Source organism: Pontibacter sp. T17, assembly GCF_057219875.1.
The window spans coordinates 753606-769831 of the sequence record NZ_JBXVVW010000002.1 but is presented as its reverse complement, the minus strand read 5'-3'; the positions used below and the strand labels follow the sequence as shown (position 1 = coordinate 769831).

Here is a 16226-nt window from a genome sequence, read left to right as displayed (position 1 = left end):
TCACGGGGCGAACAAATGTTCGCATTTGGCCTCCACTCCTTCCCCCATTCTTTTTTGCTAGCTTTGTCCGGCCTGTTTTTTGCAGGCATCTCTGAAAACTTACGCTGCTTCCAATGAAGTTATCTGCCGCGCCCAGGCTGTTGCTAATGTGGGCTTCCTGTGTCCTTCTGCTTTCCGGTGCTGGCTGCTCGTACAAATCGCGCAACATCATGTTCAAGGACAAGCGCATCTACACCTATTATAAGAAGGAGCTCAAAAAGGGAAGAGCGGTAATCTCTTCGCGGGAAATTACCTCAGCAGATTCGACCAGGTCAGACCAAACGCCCGCTACACCCTACAGAATTAAGCCGGGTGACAGAATTGCGGTTCAATACATCAACTTTCCGCAGTCCCTGATTCCCAGTCTTACCAGCTATGGCGATGAAGTAGTAGCCAACAGCGGTGAAGCCCCTCCACAGGATAAGTCGGCAGTCCCTGTCAGCCTGTTTACAGTAGACGAGCAGGGGCGAATAGCGTTGCCGCTGATTGGCCGCCTCGCAGCAGGCGGATTGACTGCCACTGCCCTGCGCGACACACTCGAAGCACATTATGCGCAATATGTCACCTCCCCTACGCCAGTGCTGAATGTGGAGGTCAAATCCCGCTATTTCTCCGCTTTTGGCTTCACCACACGCCAGGGTAAGTTTCAGATGAGCGCTGACAGGCTGACGGTTTATGAAGCACTCGCAGCTGTAGAGGGTGCCCAATTTGAAGCCAAGCTGCGACAGATTCAGATTGTCAGGGGCTACAAACCAAACCCCGAGGTGCTCTATGTGGATCTAACCAATCAGCAGGTACTGGGTGATCCCCGTGCGTATGTTTACCCAGGCGACATTCTGTATGTCCCTCCACGTGACGGAGCACTGGTGCGCCAGAGCCTCAGCAGTATTGCTTCCTTCACTGCTTTTTTTACCATTGTTAATACGCTGCTTCTTATTCCGGTGCGCTTCTGATGAACGCTCATTTTTCTAATCCTTCCAATGCCGACTTTGGGCAGTCGAACGACAGGGCATTGGCGCAGCTGCTGGTGGCACTGAAGAAAGGCCTCTGGATTATCATACTTGCGTTGCTGACAAGCCTGACAGCTGCGTTCCTGTATCTCCGTTATTCAGAGTTTACCTACGAGGCCCACGCAATCATCAAGTTGGACGTCGGCCTGCCCTCCTCCCTGAATGATATCAGTGCGACAGGGATGTCCAATGTTTTTGCCGAGTCAGAAGCCCTGAGCGAGGCAGAGGTCATCAAGTCTCGTGAGATGGTAATTGCTGCCATTGAGCGGCTTCAGATGCAGGTCGATTATTATCGCGAGGGTCGCATCAAGACGATACCCATTGGGAACCAAGCGTTCATTCAGGTAGAATTTGATACCACTACCTTCAACGACTACAACACATACTTCGACGTAAGCTTCAAGTCCAATACGGAGTTTACCCTTTCTACGCAGGATGCATCTGTATCGGGGGTCTTGGGAACGCCTGTTATGCTTGAGGGGAACAGGTTTCTCCTCAAAGCAAATCCATCATTCAAAGCCGAGTTTGCGGGCGAGTTCATCAAGTTCAAGATCAATAACATCCGCCAGTTGAGCGAGCTGATTATCGCCAATCTCAACATCGCTCCTCATAAAACTTCTTCGTTGTTCCGGGTAACCTATCAGGACCTCGTTGCCAATCGCTCGGCGCAGGTAATCAATACGCTGCTGAATGTTTACCTGAATCAGGAACTGGCGCTCAGAAGGCAGTCTTACGAGCAGACCGAACGCTTCATTGATACTCTTTTAAGCCAGGTTTCCCGCGATTTGGAAACCAATGAGCGTTCGCTGCGGCAATTTGAAAACCAAAATCGGGTGGCGTCCTTCGATGCGAAATACCAAAGCAAGCTGGCTAGGTTGACTGAATACGATGCGCGCCGCACTGAGTTGGAAATCAAGCAACTGACCGTAGATAACCTGGAGCAGTTTCTGCGGGAAAACCTTGCCAATCTCGACTTTGCAGAACGCCAGATGGTGGCCATTCCGGTACTCAGCGAAATCATGGGCCCAGAGATTACCGAGAGTATAGCCGCACTGAATACCCTTCTGCAACAGCGTTATCTGTTGCTTGAGCGCAACACTGTCAAAAGCCCGGTCGCCATTCAGAATCAGGAGGCGATTCGCCTGGGCCTTAATTCGTTGAAGGAGTCGCTGGCCCGCTTCAAAGGGTCGCTGGCGGAGACACGCAAATTCTTGCAGTCGCGTTCCTCTGTGCTGGACAACGAGGTTGTGCCGGCTCCTAGTCTTGAGCGGAGTACAATGGCTGCCGCTCGACCCTATGTTATCAGTGAAAAAATTCACACACTTCTCTATGAGAAGCGTCTCGAAACCTCGCTGGCTAAATCTGCGGTAGTATCACGCAGCCGCATCATCGACACCGCGTTACCTCCATCCATCAACAGTCCTGTCAAGCCCAAGCGCAGCATCATTGCCATAGCAGCGCTGGTGTTGGGTTTGTTGGGTGGGGTGGGAATTGTTGTTGCCAAGGAGCTGCTCCGCAATACTTTCCGTAATCGAAAGGAACTTGAACAGTTCACCTCTGCTGGTATTCTCGGCGAAATTGTCCGTTCTGATAGCCCTATGCGTGAAGTGGAACTGGAAGTGCTCACCGAGCCCAAGTCGGCTATCTCTGAGTCTTTCCGGGCGTTGCGGGCCAATCTGTCCTTTGTAGGATCAAAAGTTGAGCATCCGGAGACAGGGCGCAAAACCAACGTCATTTCCATCACTTCTACGGTTTCTGGTGAAGGCAAGTCATACATCTCCTCCAATTTGGCTGCAACGCTCACCTTGCTCAAACAGGGCACGGTGCTGCTGGATCTTGACCTCCGGAAACCCAAGCTCCACAACGCTTTCAATCTGAACAACGAACGAGGCGTCACTAACTTTCTTTCCGGGCAGGTAGGGCTTGACGACATTATCCAGAAGACCGGCTTTCAAGGGCTGGACTTTATCTCCAGCGGACAGATTCCGCCCAATCCTGCCGAGCTGCTCAGCAGCGATGAACTGCTTCGGATGATTGCCGAACTCCGCAAGCGTTATACGTACATCATCTTGGATACCTCGCCAGTAGGCTTGGTTACCGACTCCATTCCTGCGCTCAAGAACAGTGATATTGCCCTGTACATTGTTCGTGCTAAGTATTCAGAAAAAGGATTCCTGACCAACTTCGACCGTTTGGTCCATGATCAGGATCTTAAAAACATCTTCCTGGTGCTGAACTGCGTAGATTCTGAAGACCAAGGGTATGGCTACGGCTACGGCTACAGTTATGGGTATTACACCAATCCCGTAAAGCCCAAGTCGATGGTCGACCGGGTAAAAGACCTGTTCCGCTGATGTTCTCTTGGTTTCGAAAGTCCAAGCAGCAGTTTCAAGACTATGCTACGCTGCATAACGACCTGCATTCCCATTTACTTCCGGGGGTAGACGACGGGTCACAGTCGCTGGACGAGACCCTGGAGATGCTCCGGGCTTTCCGGATGCTGGGTTATCGTAAGGTCTATACCTCGCCGCATATCAAGCCCTCACAGTTTCCTAACCAGAAGTCTGACCTGCAGGAGCGATTTGCGATACTCAAAGAGCAGCTGAAGGCAATCTCTGGGCTGCCTGATATCGACCTGGCGGCAGAGTATTTTCTCGACGAGCATTTTCTTCCACTGGTCCAAAGGGGCGAGCTTTTACCGCTTGCAGGTAGGTATGTGCTTGTAGAAACCGCACATAACCATGCCCCTATCGACTTTGAGACAATTGTTAAAGAACTTCGCAGTGCTGGTTACTTTACCATTCTGGCGCATCCCGAACGTTATTCCTATGCCTGGGGGCGTCCTGAAATCTACCAGCAGTGGGTAGACATGGGAGTGTTGCTTCAGATAAACCTCAATTCCTTCACCAGCCGGTATCGGAAAGAGATTCAGAAATCAGCAGCCTTACTTGCTCAAAAGGAATGGGCAACCTTTGTGGGTTCCGATGCCCATAGAATGGATCATCTGGAGGGTATGTCGGCCGCGCTGAAGAACCCCGCCCTTCAGAAACTCATGGCCTCAGGCAGGCTCCTCAACTCAACTCTTTGATATGGAATCGACTCCTCGCACTTCAGGCAACAGGCTGGTACTCGTCATGGCCATGTTATCCGTGGGGCTGCTTCTTACCATATTCTTCGCTTATCGTTACGTGAAGGAGCATGGGAACAATGGCTCGAATGCACTCCAGGCCGAAGCCGGGTTGGCAATTGGCGTTGAAGGGCTGCAGAAACTGAATATTGCTTCTGACTTTAATGGTGATAATGTGCCTGAAGAAATTTGGGCGGTTGGTACTACGGGTCAGAAGCCAAGTCTGAAGCGATTCGAACGGCTGGCCATAGTACAGATTGTGAAGAAAAAGCCTCGGCTGTTGCTCGCCATTAAAGATGTGTCTGTAGAAGCCGCTAAAGAAGTGTTGATGCAGCACGAAATGTCCGAGGGTGGTTACACCGCCGAGTTTGTCTCGGCAGATAAACGGGTACTGTTTGCGCTCACCAAGCTGGATGCAAGCGGGGCGCCAGCCTCTGACCAGATTTTCTTCCGCTGGGACAAAGAAAAAGCCGCCTTCCAAATGCTGGAAGACGGCGTAGAATGACTGTCTGAGCGGTTTAGTTGCTCTCTGAGGGTGTAGCCGCAGCGCCTTCGCCTGCGAGAATCCGCTTGGCTTCTTTCATTTCGATGCGGACGCCGTCGCGGTAAGGAACAATCCAGGCATCGCGAATGCCCATTTTCTTGATGTCTTTCTGGAATGCCTCGGCCATCGCCAGGTCGCGGAAGCTGCCCAGGGTGTAACGGTTCAGGTTGTCGGCCGACTCACCCTCGAAATTCTGTGTCTCGGCCAGATAGCGGCTCATGTCGAAGTGCCGGAAAGCACCAATCTGCACCTTGAATACCAGACCGGGGGTTACGCCTTTCTCATTGTTGGCTTTCTGGGCCTCGTAGGCGGTGCGCAGCTCGCCGTTCTCGGCCTTCAAGCGTTCGATTTCGGCCCGCAGTTTGTCCAGTTCCAGTTGTGCATCGCGATACTGTTCGCTCAACAGGTTATTTTCGCGGGTCAGGTCTTCTACTTTCTTCTTGAATCCGTCCTGGTTGTCGCGCAGGGCTATGGGGTTGCGTACGTATTCTTTGGCGCGCTTCTTCCACTCTTTCTTCAGGCGCTTTTGCTCCGCTTTGGTCAGCGGGCGGTTCTGCTGGGCCGAGACCGACGCTGGGGTCACGACAAAGATGGCAAAGGCAGCAAGCAGTAAGGTCAGTAGATGGCGCATGTCAGTTAAGGAATAGTCGCGGAAAGTGGCAAAATAGGCAGATTCAGTATTGGCAGACGTCTAACGGCCCCGATAATTTCTAAATTTGGGCCCTGCGAAACGCATTTTTCACCCCAACGCTACCCAAGCATGTCTAAAGTCACGGTTATCGGAGCTGGCGCCGTAGGTGCCACCTGTGCCGACGTAGTCGCACGTCGCGAACTCGCCAACGAAGTTGTTCTGCTCGACATCAAGGAAGGAACTGCTGAAGGCAAGGCCCTTGATCTCTGGCAGGTAGCACCTGTAGAACTGTTCGACTCGCGCCTCGTGGGCAGCACCAACGACTACAGCCGCACCGCCAATTCAGACGTCGTGGTCATTACCTCTGGCATGCCCCGCAAGCCTGGTATGAGCCGCGATGACCTGATCAGCGTAAACGCCGGCATCGTAAAGTCGGTAACTGAGAATGTCATCAAGCATTCTCCCAACGCCATCATCATCGTGGTGTCCAACCCGCTGGATACCATGACCTACCACGCCTGGAAAGTAGCTGGCCTGCCTTCCAACCGTGTATTCGGTATGGCCGGTATTCTCGACACCGCCCGCTACCGCGCCTTCCTGGCTACCGAACTGGGTGTATCGCCCAAAGACATCCAGGCTATGCTGCTGGGTGGCCACGGCGACACCATGGTGCCGCTGCCCCGCTACACCACCGTCAGCGGCATTCCTGTTACCGAACTTGGCATCACCGCTGAGCGCCTGAACGAAATCGTTGAGCGCACCAAGGTAGGGGGTGGCGAAATCACCAAGCTGCTCGGCACTTCGGCCTGGTATGCTCCTGGTGCATCCGCAGCCCAGATGGTAGAAGCCATTCTGCGCGACCAGAAGCGTATTTTCCCCGTGTGCAGCTACCTCGACGGCCAGTACGGCCTGAAGGACATTTGCGTGGGGGTGCCTGTCGTGCTCGGTCGCAATGGTATCGAAAAAATCATTGAACTGAAGCTCGACGCTGCAGAGAACGACCTTCTCAACAAGTCGGCTGCCGCAGTACGCGATATGAACAATGTGCTCAAGACCCTTTGATAGGGCAGCACCCTGAACAGCAACGGGCGGCTCTTTTGAAGGGCCGCCCGTTGTATTTGGTGGGTTTATCGGTACTTAAGCGTCGTCGCCGCCAGCCTCCCGGTTGTCCAGGCTGTCGAGACGTACCTCAATGTCTTTCAGCAGTTGGCGGAAGATGTCTGCTTTGCCCTGCTGCTCCTGCTGCTCGTAAGTGGCTACCAGCGCCTGAATCATCTGCAGGATAATGTAGATGTTCGACAGCGGCTTATAGGTATACACGTTCTCTTCTGCGTTCAGCTTCTTGAGAAACTGCTGCACCTGCTGAGGCGTAAACAGCATGCCCTTGTTGTAGGCGTCTATGTAGAAGTGCGAGTTCTCATGGTAGTAACGCAGTGCGTAATAGCCCATGAAGTTGACCACCTGCAAGGGAATTTCCAGTTGCTGGCAGATTACCTGATAGAAGGCTGCCAGGGCCAGTGAATTGCCTTTTTTGCTGTCGATTACGAAGCTGAGGTAGGTATTGTCGGCGCGATCGGGGTCTTTGTAGTTGCCGTTGTACCGCTCCATGCCGAAGAGCAGCTTGTTGATCACGCAGATCTTCTCCAGGTCATTCATGCCGGAGTTCGTCTGGAGCCAGATTTTGTTTACCAGCCGGTTGATCTCGTTGCGGTACTTCTGGACGTTGAGGGTAGGGTACTGGATCTGTGTCAGCAGAATCCAGCCCTCCAGCAGGTCGCGGCCGCCATCCAGCCGCCATTCCAGCAGCTGGCGGGTGACCGAGTCCACCTGTATCTTGGTAATCAGTTCTTCCAACCGCTGTTGGATAGACGAGTCGGAAACTGTCTCCCAGGCTTTTTCCAGCCGGCCAATGCCCGCTGGTCCCAGGCGGAATAACTCTGACTCCACCTGCTCGGCAACCCGGGGGTCGGTATCGTCCAGGAGCTTTATCAGCGCGTTGAACGTGGCATCGGTCATCATCGTTTCCATGGCAATCGGTGTTTGTCGTTATGCCTTTTGTAGCCTTCGGCCATTTCAGGTTTAAACGCTGATTGGCGGTCAAGGTTCAATCAGCTACGTACAATTCAAGAGCCAAAGTCGTACAATGACTTATTTGTTAGGGTAGGTTGGCGATTTTTTCTACCCACACTTAACAAAAGATGCCAGCGGTGAGGCTGGCATCAAACGTTGATTGCGGGCATCAGGAGTGCTATAACTCGAAATCGCCCAGCGATTTCTGCGGCTTGGGCCGGTCCAATATAGAACCGCCCTCTTCGCTTTGGGAATCGCTTCCCGTTTCGGAATCGGCCTTTTCTGTGTCAAGCAGCGTCTTTGAACGAGACGCATTGCCTTCGGCAGGCGCTTCGCTGCTGTCGGCGCCCAGACTTTCGAGTGCCATGTCCAGCTTGGCCTCTGCCACATCGGCTGGGCCGCGAAGCTTGGCAATCCACTCGTCGGTGTCGTCTGTCAGGGCATCTGACATTTTAGACAGTTCGCGCTGGATTTTTGCCATTTTGTCGGCGCCGCGCATCTCCTGCTCTATCTGTTTGCGGGCCATGAGTTCGCGCTTATACTCCTCGCGGAGCTTCGCACGCTTCTCTTCGCCTGTCAACTCGCGGTCGCTTTTAGGCGCCTCGTCAGGCAGGGGTTCCATGCCGGGTTCCATGCGTCAGTTGCTCAGAATCAGAAGGACGATTAGGATACCTGATCGCGGTTCTGCTGCTGGCCGCTGGAGGTCTGTTCGGGTGCTGCCGGTGCCGAGGCGCCGCCGTCCATGCCCATCTCCATTTTGAACTGCTTCACCAGTTCCGCTGCACGCAGTTTTTCGGCTTCTTCCTCGATTTTCAGACCCGTGGTATCCACGCTGTCAAGCGCCATTTCCATGCGGGCTTCGTTCTTGGCGGTCTGCTCGTTCACGCGCTGCACCATCTCCTGGTGGGTCTGGTCAATACCAGCCACTTCGAAGCTCTCCAGCGTGTCGGCGATTTTGGCCTGCCACTTGGCGCGTTCGTGGGCGCGGAGTGCGTCGCGGGCTTCGGCAATCTTGCGGTCTTTTTCGCGCATGAAGGCTTTTTTCACCTCCAGTGCCTTTTCGTAGGCCTGGCGGGCAGTAATCAGTTGGCCTTCCGTCTGCGCCATGTGGCTCTTGAGGCTTTCCAGACGCACGGCGTAGTTGGCAGCGATGTCGTCGCGACCCGCCTGAATGGCAGCCTTCATCTTGCTTACAAGGTCCGTATACTCCGACTTGTACTTCGTATTTTCTTTTTCAAGCAGGGTAACGCTGGCCTTAACGGTCGCGATGCTCTCGTTCATTTTGGGCACCTGATCGTTCAGTTCCCGGATATTCTGCTCAAGAATCAGTTTGGGATCCTCAATCGCAGCGACGGCACCCCCGAAGATGGCCTTGATCGCGCGGACAAATCGCTTCCACATAGCGCAGGTTGGTTGTTGGCGTAATTAAGAGTGTTTTCCAGACGAAAGGTACGGCCCACCGCGCAATGGTGCAACCGGTACGTAGGCTTTTCCCGGTAAAGGAAAGTCGCCGTACTGCTGCGATGGGCTGCTGTAAAGAGCAGCGCACCTGCCGCAGGGTTGCGTGGCAGGCCGCTGAATGCGCGATTTTGAGGCTTAGTTGTTGGGCGCCAAGAAGCTGTGCAGGTGCTTCACCTCCTGTGCCGAGCCCGTGAACAGCGGGGTGCGCTGGTGGAGCTTTGTGGGCTGTATGTCCAGAATCCGGTTTTTGCCGTCGATGGCTATGCCGCCCGACTGCTCGGTCAGAAAGGCAATCGGATTGGCTTCATACAGCAGGCGCAGCTTGCCTTGCGGCTTGGAGATGCTGCCGGGGTACATGAAGATACCGCCTTTCAGCAGGTTGCGGTGGAAGTCTGCCACCATCGAGCCGATGTAGCGGGGTACCAAGGCTTTCTCGTCGCTGGCTGCATTGCGCACCTTAATGTCCTTCAGGTAGTTCTGCAGTTCGGCTGTAAACTGGTCCGACCGGCCTTCATTGATCGAGTAATAGTAGGCCTCTTCGGGCTGGCGAATGTTGGGGTGAGAGAGGAAGAACTCGCCCAGTGAGGGATCCAGCGTAAAGCCATGAACTCCCTGGCCTACTGTGAGCACCAGCAGGGTGCTGCTGCCGTAAAGCACATAGCCGGCGGCCAGTTGGTTGCGGCCGGGTTGCAGGCAGTCGGCTTCGGTGGCAGGCATGCCTTTTTGCGACAGGCGGCGGTAGATGCTGAACACCGTGCCAATGGACACGTTGACGTCGATGTTGGAACTGCCATCCAGAGGGTCTATCAGCACCACGTACTCGCCGTGCGGGTTCAGCATGATCATCTCGTCGTCTTCTTCCGAGGCGATGGCGCAGCACTGGCCGCCCAGGCGCAGGGCATGGATGAATTGGTCGTTGGCAAAGACATCCAGCTTCTGCTGCGCTTCGCCCTGCACGTTTTCTCCGCCCATGGCACCGAGAATGTCCACCAGACCGGCCCGGTTCACTTCGCGGTTTACCAGTCGTGCGCCCAACAGAATGTCACGCAGCAGCTGAGAGAATTCACCAGAAGCGTGCGGGGCGTTTTTCTCGCCTTCAATGATGAACTGCTCCAGGGTAACGACTTTGCGGACAGTGGTATTCACAGGTGCTTGTACACTAGGGGTTTGCATGGCAATGAGCCAGTTATGCTTATGGCGGTGCAAAGATACGCAAACAGTTTGGCCTGACGACCGCGTTGGTAGTGCCCAATGCTGGTGAAGGGTGTTCATTTCTTGGCCTGACTACCTGTGGCGTGTTGAAAACAACATGTCGTATTAACCGACTGTGCAACATGTAGTTGGCTAACTCGTGAATGGGAAGCAGGACCGCGGTCTGCCGTGGGGCCCCTTACCCTACGGTAACTTTGTTCCTTGCATTCCAACCTGTTTGGAAGCCTATGAAAAACCTCTTCCAGTATCTCAAAGGCGATCGCGGTATCTGGCTGATTATCATCATTCTGTCGATGATCAGTCTGTTGGCGGTGTACAGCAGCTCTGGCTCTCTCGCATTTCGTGCGGAAAACCGGACGCCTGAAGGGTTCATGCTCAAGCACCTGGCGTTGCTGCTGCTGGGGCTGGGTGTTACCTATGTGGTGCACCGCATAGACTATCGCCTCTTTGCGCGTCTGGCGCTTCCGCTTATTGGTATCTCCATCGTACTGCTGGCCTATGTGATGGTCTTTGGCCGTCGCGACGAACTCTCCGGTGCCGCCCGCTGGATCAACATCTCCGGCATTTCTTTTCAGCCCTCCGACCTTGCCAAGTTTGCGCTCATGGTATATCTGGCTCGGCTGCTCGCCGAGAACCAGGAAAACATTAAGGATTTCTACAAAGGCTTCCTGCCAGCCATTTCTTGGGTGCTGATTATATGTGGTCTCATTGGGCCTCATAATCTCAGTACAGCGCTGCTCATTTTCGTGGTCAGCGTTATCCTGATGTTCATTGCAGGGGTTTCTCTGCGGCATATCGGAGGCTTTCTGGGCATCGGTCTGGTGGGTCTCATCATCTTGGTGTCGTTCTCGCAGCGGCGCGTAACCTGGGAATCGCGCATGCGGGATTACGTCGCCAACTGGACTGACCCCACCTTTGAGCCTGAGTATCAGGTGAAGCAGGCCAACATTGCTGTGGCAACAGGTGGCCTGCTTGGTAAGGGTGCCGGCAAGTCGGTACAGCGCAACTACCTGCCGCAGAGCTACTCCGACTTCATCTACGCGGTCATCATCGAAGAGTACGGCCTGGTTGGTGGCCTCATCGTGTTGGGCCTGTACCTCACGCTGCTCTTCCGTTCGGTGGCCATCGTCACCATTTCCAAAACGTTCGGGGCGCTGTTGGCAGCAGGGCTTTCCTTCCTGCTGGTCATACAGGCGCTTATTAATATGGGGGTAACGGTGGGCGTGCTTCCCGTAACGGGCCTGCCCTTGCCGCTGCTTTCAATGGGGGGCACCAGCCTGCTATTTACGGGGATGTCACTAGGGGTTATCCTGAGTGTCAGCCGTACCGCCCTTAACGATCGTTCCCGCGAACAGATGTCCGCCTCACCTGCTGTAGCCTGACGCGCCATGCCCCATCCATACCCTGACAGTCACACGGTTATCCTGACGGGCGGCGGCACGGGAGGCCACATTTTCCCTGCGCTGGCACTGGCCGAAGAACTCAAGCGGCGGCACCCGAACCTGCGTATCGAGTTTGCAGGCGCTGAAGGCGGCATGGAAGCCACGCTGGTGCCCAAAAGCGGCCTGCCCTTTCATGGCATCACCATCGCTGGTATTCAACGCAGGCTCACCATTCAGAACATTCTGCGCAACCTCGTCTTCCCTTTCAAGCTGCTGAAAGGCTTTTGGCAGGCGCGTACGCTGGTTAAGACTGTAAAGCCCCGGCTGGTGATTGGCATGGGTGGCTATGCCAGCTTCCCAACGCTCTATGCCGCACAGCAGGCAGGTGTGCCAATCGTTCTTACCGAACAGAACGCCTTTCCCGGACTCGTCAACCGCCGTCTGGCAGCCAAAGCAGCACATATATTGTTGGGCAATGAAGCAGCAGCCCGTCACTTCGGCCCCGCTGCCGCCAAGTGTCTGGTAACTGGCAACCCCATTCGTGCACACCTGCGTACGGGCGACCGCGCAGCGGCTCGCCAACAACTTGGCATCGCACCCGATGTGCCAGTGCTGCTGGTCATCGGAGGCAGTTTGGGGGCCCGCACCCTCAACGAGGCCCTGCTGGGCGGTCTGCACCTGCTGCGGCAGTCGCCAGTGCACATACTGTGGCAGTGCGGCAAGCTCTATTACGAAGCCCTGAAGCCCCAGGTAACCGATGCCCCCAACGTACGGCTGATGGCATTTGTAGAGGACATGGCAGCCGCCTATGCCGCTGCTGACCTTGTTGTCTCGCGTGCGGGGGCCATTTCCATGAGCGAACTGGCCGAGCTGTCCAAGCCCTCCATTCTGGTGCCCAGCCCCAACGTGGCCGACGACCACCAGACCCAGAACGCCCGCTCGCTGGCCGACAGAGGCGCAGCCGTAATCGTAACCGATGCCGATGCCCGCGAACAGCTGGTGCCTCTGGTATTGGAGCTGCTCGGTACTCCCGATTCCCCCAAGCGCGTGGCTCTGCAACAGGCAGCCCAGCTGCTGCCCAAAGCCGACTCCGCTGCCCGTATGGCCGACGCCATTGCACATCTTCTGCCCGCATGAACACCCTCGACATACAACTGCTGCTCCAGCCTGGCACCCGCTACTACTTCCTGGGTATTGGCGGCATTGGCATGAGTGCGTTGGCCCGCTACCTGAAGCACATGGGCTGCGTGGTGGAAGGGTATGACCGCACCGAGACACCCCTGACGCAGGCGCTGGCAGCTGAGGGCATTCCCGTCGTCTACACCATGACCACCGAGTGGCTCTCCACCGTCGATGTAGTGGTGTACACCCCCGCCGTGAAAGATCACCCCGGACTGGAAGGCGCGCGCGCTGCGGGCAAGCCCATGTACAAGCGTGCCGAACTGCTGGGCGCTCTCAGCCGTCTGCAACCCACGCTGGCGGTGGCAGGCACCCACGGCAAAACCACTACCAGCAGCATGCTGGCACATCTGCTGCGCCACGCCGGTACCGACAATACCGCTTTCGTCGGTGGCATCATGGTGAACTACGAGAGCAACCTGCTGATGGGCAAGGGAAAGTGGATGGTGTGCGAGGCCGACGAGTTCGACCGCTCTTTTCTGCAGCTTTCACCCCGTAAAGCCATCATCACCAGCACCGATGCCGATCACCTCGACATCTACGGCACCGCCGAGGCGGTGCGCGAAGGCTATCATCTTTTCGCCGAACGCCTGCTGGCCGATGGAGGCAGCCTGCTGCTAAACTCCAGCCTCAAGGACTTTGCCGCCGACCTCAAGGGTGACATCCGTTACTACGGTCGCGAAGACGCTACGGCCATCCATGCCCAGCGCCTCCACTCAGAGGGGCTCACCATGCGCTTCGACTACATCGACCCCCGCGACGGCTTCCGCATGGAAGACCTGACCCTGCGTATGCCCGGCCTGCATAACGTGGAAAATGCCCTGGCCGCCCTGACGCTGGCACGCCAGGCGGGGCTGTCGGAAACCCAGCTTCGCAACGCGCTGGCCGCCTACAAAGGGGTACACCGCCGCTTCGAGATTCACCTCGACACCCCCAGCCTTTACTACATCGACGATTACGCCCACCACCCAGCCGAGATCGAAGCAGTCCTGCGCGCCATCCGGGCGCTGCTGCCCAACCATTGGCTGCTGGTGGCCTTCCAACCGCACCTGTTCACCCGTACCCGCGATTTCCATCAGGGTTTCGGGGCCGCGCTCTCCCTGGCCGATGAGGTGGTGCTCACGCCCATTTACCCTGCGCGCGAGTTATCCATACCCCACGTTACCAGTGAGTTAATTTATGCACATATAAACAGTACTTATAAACACTTAGTATTTTTGGATGACCTGACGTCTACGCTGTCGGAGCTGGTTCGGCCTCAAACTGTGGTGGTTACACTCGGTGCAGGAGACATTGACACACAGGTGTCTCCCCTGAAGGCTGCATTGGAATCCCGTCTGCGGAACGTGTAAGGCACTGGCACACACACCCATGGCAGGCACTTCGTTCCATCGACTACTGGTACTGTTCCGCCCCGTATTCTACGGCGCCACGGTCGTGCTGTGCCTGGTGCTGCTCATGGCAAGCCGTCGCCACCAGGCCGAACGGCCCATCACCGCGGTCGAAATTCGCCTGGAGCAGCAGACCAACAACTTCTTTCTGGAGCTCAACAACGTCAAGGCTCTCATTGGAGCTGACCAGCGCATCATCGGTGCGCCGGCCTCCGATGTACGCCTGGCTTCGATCGAGCGCAACCTCCGCGCCACGGGCTATGTGGAGCAGGTACACGCCTACCTTGGTACCGCTGGCAAGCTCAACCTGAACATCCGCCTGCGCCAGCCCATCGCCCGCGTGATGGACATCCGCGGCAACAGTTTCTATGTTGACGCCGAGGGGCACCGCATCCGCCTTTCGTCGCAGTTCACTGCACGTACGCTGCTGGTACGGGGCCGCTTCCACGAGTCGCTACGCCTGCGCGCTGGTTTGGCCGCCGCCGGAGCGGACACCCTCACCGACAGCACTCTGCGCGCACTGATGCCGCTGGTGCGTCTCATCAACGCCGATCCCTTCTTCCGTGCCCAGCTCTCTGAACTGGTGCTCGAAGACAGTGGCGACATCATCCTGTATCCCGAAGTCGGCAGCACGCCTGTCGTCTTTGGCCGTAACGAGCGCAGCGAGGAGAAAATGGCCACACTGCGCGCTTTCTACCATCAGGTGCTGGCCAGTGCCGGATGGGATTATTACAAACGAATCAACCTCAAGTTTGCCGGACAGGTTGTGGCGGAGAAATACCAGCCCGACGCCCCGGAAAACTAAGTGACCTCTTCACCTCTGTCTGCACACGCAACTGCACCCGAACCACACATGAGCACCGACCGGATAGTAGTAGGCCTCGACATCGGCACCACCAAGATTGTGGCTGTCGTAGGCCAGTATAATGAATATGGCAAGGTGAACATCCTCGGCATTGGAAAGGCCGAGAGCGAGGGTGTACGCCGTGGGGTGATTGACAACATCGACAAAACTGTAGCTGCTATTCGGAAAGCAGTTGCCGAAGCCGAGCAGCATGCAAACGTCGAGATTGGCGCTGTCTACGTAGGTATCGCCGGCGACCATATCCGCTCATCGCAGCAGAAGGGCATCATCACGCTCAACTCTACCGACGCCGAGATTTCACAGGCCGACGTTGTACGCCTGCGCGAGGACATGTTCAAAGTGAACGTGCCCCCTGGCACCGAAATCATCCACGTCATACCTCAGGAGTATTACGTTGACGGTGAGTATGCCACTGACCCAGTGGGCATGAACGGTGTGCGCCTGGAGGGCAACTTTCACATCGTCACCGCACAGACAACTCCATTGCGCAATATCATGCGCTGTGTCCAGAAGGCCGACCTTGGCGTGGAGGCTGTTGTTCTGCAACCACTTGCTTCATCCTATTCTGTGCTTTCCGACGAAGAACTGGAAGCAGGCGTTTGCCTCATCGACATCGGTGGTGGCACTACCGACATTGCCATTTTCGCCGATAACGTCATTCGGCACACGGCGGTTATTCCTTTTGGCGGCAACATCATCACGGAAGACATCAAGCAGGGTTGCAATGTCATGCGTCGTCAGGCCGAGCTGCTCAAGATGAAGTACGGTGCTGCTATGGCCTCCGAGGTGAAAGACGATGAAATCATCACCATCACAGGCCTGCGCGACCGTCCGCCAAAGGAAATCCGCAAGCGTACGCTGGCAGGCGTGGTGCAGGCCCGCATGGAGGAAATCATCGAACTGGCTGCGCTGGAAATCCGCAACGCTGGCTACCTCAACAAACTTGCAGGCGGAATTGTCGTGACGGGTGGGGGAGCGCAGTTGCAGTATATCGAGCATCTGGTGTCTTATGTCACAGGCATAGACGCCCGCATTGGCCGCCCCGGCGAGCACCTGGCTGCCGGAATGGTGAAGGAAGTTGACCATCCGCTGTTTGCCACTGGCGCAGGGCTGGTAATCTATGGCCTGAAGGACGAAGAGGAGATCATCGTCACCCGCGCGGCCCGCCCCGACGCCGCCGCTACGCAGCAACCCCTGGCGCAGGAGCCCGCTCAGGACAAAGCACCACGCGATGGCTCCAATTTCATCAGCAAGGTGAAGGGCTGGTTTGAGTCCAGCATCACCAATGGGTCCAATTTCATCGAGTAAGCACTGA

Annotated in this window: 15 protein-coding genes; 10 read left to right on the top strand and 5 right to left on the bottom strand. The window is 55.9% G+C overall.

Annotation, left to right across the window (positions count from 1 at the left end):
• The first annotated feature begins 113 nt into the window (after window positions 1-113).
• Genes AC2D8O_RS11335 through AC2D8O_RS11320 form a run of 4 tightly spaced genes read left to right on the top strand, consistent with a single transcriptional unit; the run spans window position 114 to window position 4681 of the window.
• Window positions 114-992 (top strand): polysaccharide biosynthesis/export family protein, encoded by an 879-nt coding sequence (locus tag AC2D8O_RS11335; RefSeq protein ID WP_484678934.1) that lies wholly within the window; start codon window positions 114-116, stop codon window positions 990-992.
• Entirely contained in the window at window positions 992-3403 is a 2412-nt protein-coding gene (locus AC2D8O_RS11330; protein WP_484678933.1) for a polysaccharide biosynthesis tyrosine autokinase, read from the top strand. Before AC2D8O_RS11335 ends, AC2D8O_RS11330 begins: the two co-directional genes overlap by 1 nt.
• Window positions 3403-4137, top strand: coding sequence for a tyrosine-protein phosphatase (locus AC2D8O_RS11325; protein WP_484678932.1), 735 nt, complete (start codon window positions 3403-3405; stop codon window positions 4135-4137). The genes AC2D8O_RS11330 and AC2D8O_RS11325 overlap by 1 nt, the downstream gene beginning before the upstream one ends.
• Before the next feature lies 1 nt (window position 4138).
• The gene (locus tag AC2D8O_RS11320) at window positions 4139-4681 is read left to right on the top strand and encodes a hypothetical protein (RefSeq protein ID WP_484678931.1); all 543 of its coding nucleotides are present in this window, start codon (window positions 4139-4141) and stop codon (window positions 4679-4681) included.
• A 13-nt stretch (window positions 4682-4694) separates the two neighbouring features.
• Here the strand turns inward: AC2D8O_RS11320 and AC2D8O_RS11315 are convergent, their stop codons facing one another.
• The gene (locus AC2D8O_RS11315) at window positions 4695-5351 is read right to left on the bottom strand and encodes a hypothetical protein (RefSeq protein ID WP_484678930.1); all 657 of its coding nucleotides are present in this window, start codon (window positions 5349-5351) and stop codon (window positions 4695-4697) included.
• A 129-nt stretch (window positions 5352-5480) separates the two neighbouring features.
• Here AC2D8O_RS11315 and mdh point away from each other — a divergent pair, with 129 nt between their 5' ends.
• Window positions 5481-6413 carry a malate dehydrogenase gene (gene mdh / locus AC2D8O_RS11310; protein WP_484678929.1) on the top strand — a complete coding sequence of 311 codons (933 nt, stop codon included), beginning with the start codon at window positions 5481-5483 and terminating at the stop codon, window positions 6411-6413.
• Window positions 6414-6488: 75 nt separating this feature from the next.
• On the opposite strand, the gene AC2D8O_RS11305 is transcribed toward mdh, so the two are convergent.
• From AC2D8O_RS11305 to fbp, 4 genes are all read right to left on the bottom strand, one after another.
• Window positions 6489-7379: a transglutaminase-like domain-containing protein gene (locus AC2D8O_RS11305; protein WP_484678928.1), complete on the bottom strand. Its 891-nt coding sequence runs from the start codon at window positions 7377-7379 to the stop codon at window positions 6489-6491.
• Window positions 7380-7599: 220 nt separating this feature from the next.
• Entirely contained in the window at window positions 7600-8055 is a 456-nt protein-coding gene (locus tag AC2D8O_RS11300) for a hypothetical protein (RefSeq protein ID WP_484678927.1), read from the bottom strand.
• 29 nt (window positions 8056-8084) lie between these two features.
• Window positions 8085-8822: a PspA/IM30 family protein gene (locus AC2D8O_RS11295; RefSeq protein WP_484678926.1), complete on the bottom strand. Its 738-nt coding sequence runs from the start codon at window positions 8820-8822 to the stop codon at window positions 8085-8087.
• A 195-nt stretch (window positions 8823-9017) separates the two neighbouring features.
• A complete protein-coding gene (gene fbp, locus AC2D8O_RS11290; RefSeq protein ID WP_484678925.1) occupies window positions 9018-10055 on the bottom strand; it encodes a class 1 fructose-bisphosphatase in 1038 nt (345 codons plus the stop codon).
• A 266-nt stretch (window positions 10056-10321) separates the two neighbouring features.
• On the opposite strand from fbp, the gene AC2D8O_RS11285 reads away from it, so the two are divergent.
• Genes AC2D8O_RS11285 through ftsA form a run of 5 tightly spaced genes read left to right on the top strand, consistent with a single transcriptional unit; the run spans window position 10322 to window position 16219 of the window.
• Window positions 10322-11476, top strand: coding sequence for an FtsW/RodA/SpoVE family cell cycle protein (locus tag AC2D8O_RS11285; protein ID WP_484678924.1), 1155 nt, complete (start codon window positions 10322-10324; stop codon window positions 11474-11476).
• A gap of 6 nt (window positions 11477-11482) precedes the next feature.
• Entirely contained in the window at window positions 11483-12613 is a 1131-nt protein-coding gene (murG, locus tag AC2D8O_RS11280) for an undecaprenyldiphospho-muramoylpentapeptide beta-N-acetylglucosaminyltransferase (protein ID WP_484678923.1), read from the top strand.
• The gene (murC, locus tag AC2D8O_RS11275) at window positions 12610-14007 is read left to right on the top strand and encodes a UDP-N-acetylmuramate--L-alanine ligase (protein WP_484678922.1); all 1398 of its coding nucleotides are present in this window, start codon (window positions 12610-12612) and stop codon (window positions 14005-14007) included. Before murG ends, murC begins: the two co-directional genes overlap by 4 nt.
• 19 nt (window positions 14008-14026) lie before the next feature.
• Window positions 14027-14851 (top strand): cell division protein FtsQ/DivIB, encoded by an 825-nt coding sequence (locus AC2D8O_RS11270; protein ID WP_484678921.1) that lies wholly within the window; start codon window positions 14027-14029, stop codon window positions 14849-14851.
• Window positions 14852-14899: 48 nt separating this feature from the next.
• Window positions 14900-16219, top strand: coding sequence for a cell division protein FtsA (gene ftsA / locus AC2D8O_RS11265; RefSeq protein WP_484678920.1), 1320 nt, complete (start codon window positions 14900-14902; stop codon window positions 16217-16219).
• Window positions 16220-16226: the final 7 nt, after the last annotated feature.

Bases quoted from the DNA above. Each gene is read 5' to 3' on its own strand.
- murC (WP_484678922.1), top strand. From the start codon at position 12,610: ATGAACACCCTCGACATACAACTGCTGCTCCAGCCTGGCACCCGCTAC.
- ftsA (WP_484678920.1), top strand. From the start codon at position 14,900: ATGAGCACCGACCGGATAGTAGTAGGCCTCGACATCGGCACCACCAAG.
- AC2D8O_RS11270 (WP_484678921.1), top strand. From the start codon at position 14,027: ATGGCAGGCACTTCGTTCCATCGACTACTGGTACTGTTCCGCCCCGTA.
- fbp (WP_484678925.1), bottom strand. From the start codon at position 10,055: ATGCAAACCCCTAGTGTACAAGCACCTGTGAATACCACTGTCCGCAAA.
- AC2D8O_RS11305 (WP_484678928.1), bottom strand. From the start codon at position 7,379: ATGGAAACGATGATGACCGATGCCACGTTCAACGCGCTGATAAAGCTC.
- AC2D8O_RS11330 (WP_484678933.1), top strand. From the start codon at position 992: ATGAACGCTCATTTTTCTAATCCTTCCAATGCCGACTTTGGGCAGTCG.
- AC2D8O_RS11335 (WP_484678934.1), top strand. From the start codon at position 114: ATGAAGTTATCTGCCGCGCCCAGGCTGTTGCTAATGTGGGCTTCCTGT.
- AC2D8O_RS11320 (WP_484678931.1), top strand. From the start codon at position 4,139: ATGGAATCGACTCCTCGCACTTCAGGCAACAGGCTGGTACTCGTCATG.
- AC2D8O_RS11300 (WP_484678927.1), bottom strand. From the start codon at position 8,055: ATGGAACCCGGCATGGAACCCCTGCCTGACGAGGCGCCTAAAAGCGAC.
- AC2D8O_RS11315 (WP_484678930.1), bottom strand. From the start codon at position 5,351: ATGCGCCATCTACTGACCTTACTGCTTGCTGCCTTTGCCATCTTTGTC.
- AC2D8O_RS11295 (WP_484678926.1), bottom strand. From the start codon at position 8,822: ATGTGGAAGCGATTTGTCCGCGCGATCAAGGCCATCTTCGGGGGTGCC.
- mdh (WP_484678929.1), top strand. From the start codon at position 5,481: ATGTCTAAAGTCACGGTTATCGGAGCTGGCGCCGTAGGTGCCACCTGT.
- AC2D8O_RS11325 (WP_484678932.1), top strand. From the start codon at position 3,403: ATGTTCTCTTGGTTTCGAAAGTCCAAGCAGCAGTTTCAAGACTATGCT.
- murG (WP_484678923.1), top strand. From the start codon at position 11,483: ATGCCCCATCCATACCCTGACAGTCACACGGTTATCCTGACGGGCGGC.
- AC2D8O_RS11285 (WP_484678924.1), top strand. From the start codon at position 10,322: ATGAAAAACCTCTTCCAGTATCTCAAAGGCGATCGCGGTATCTGGCTG.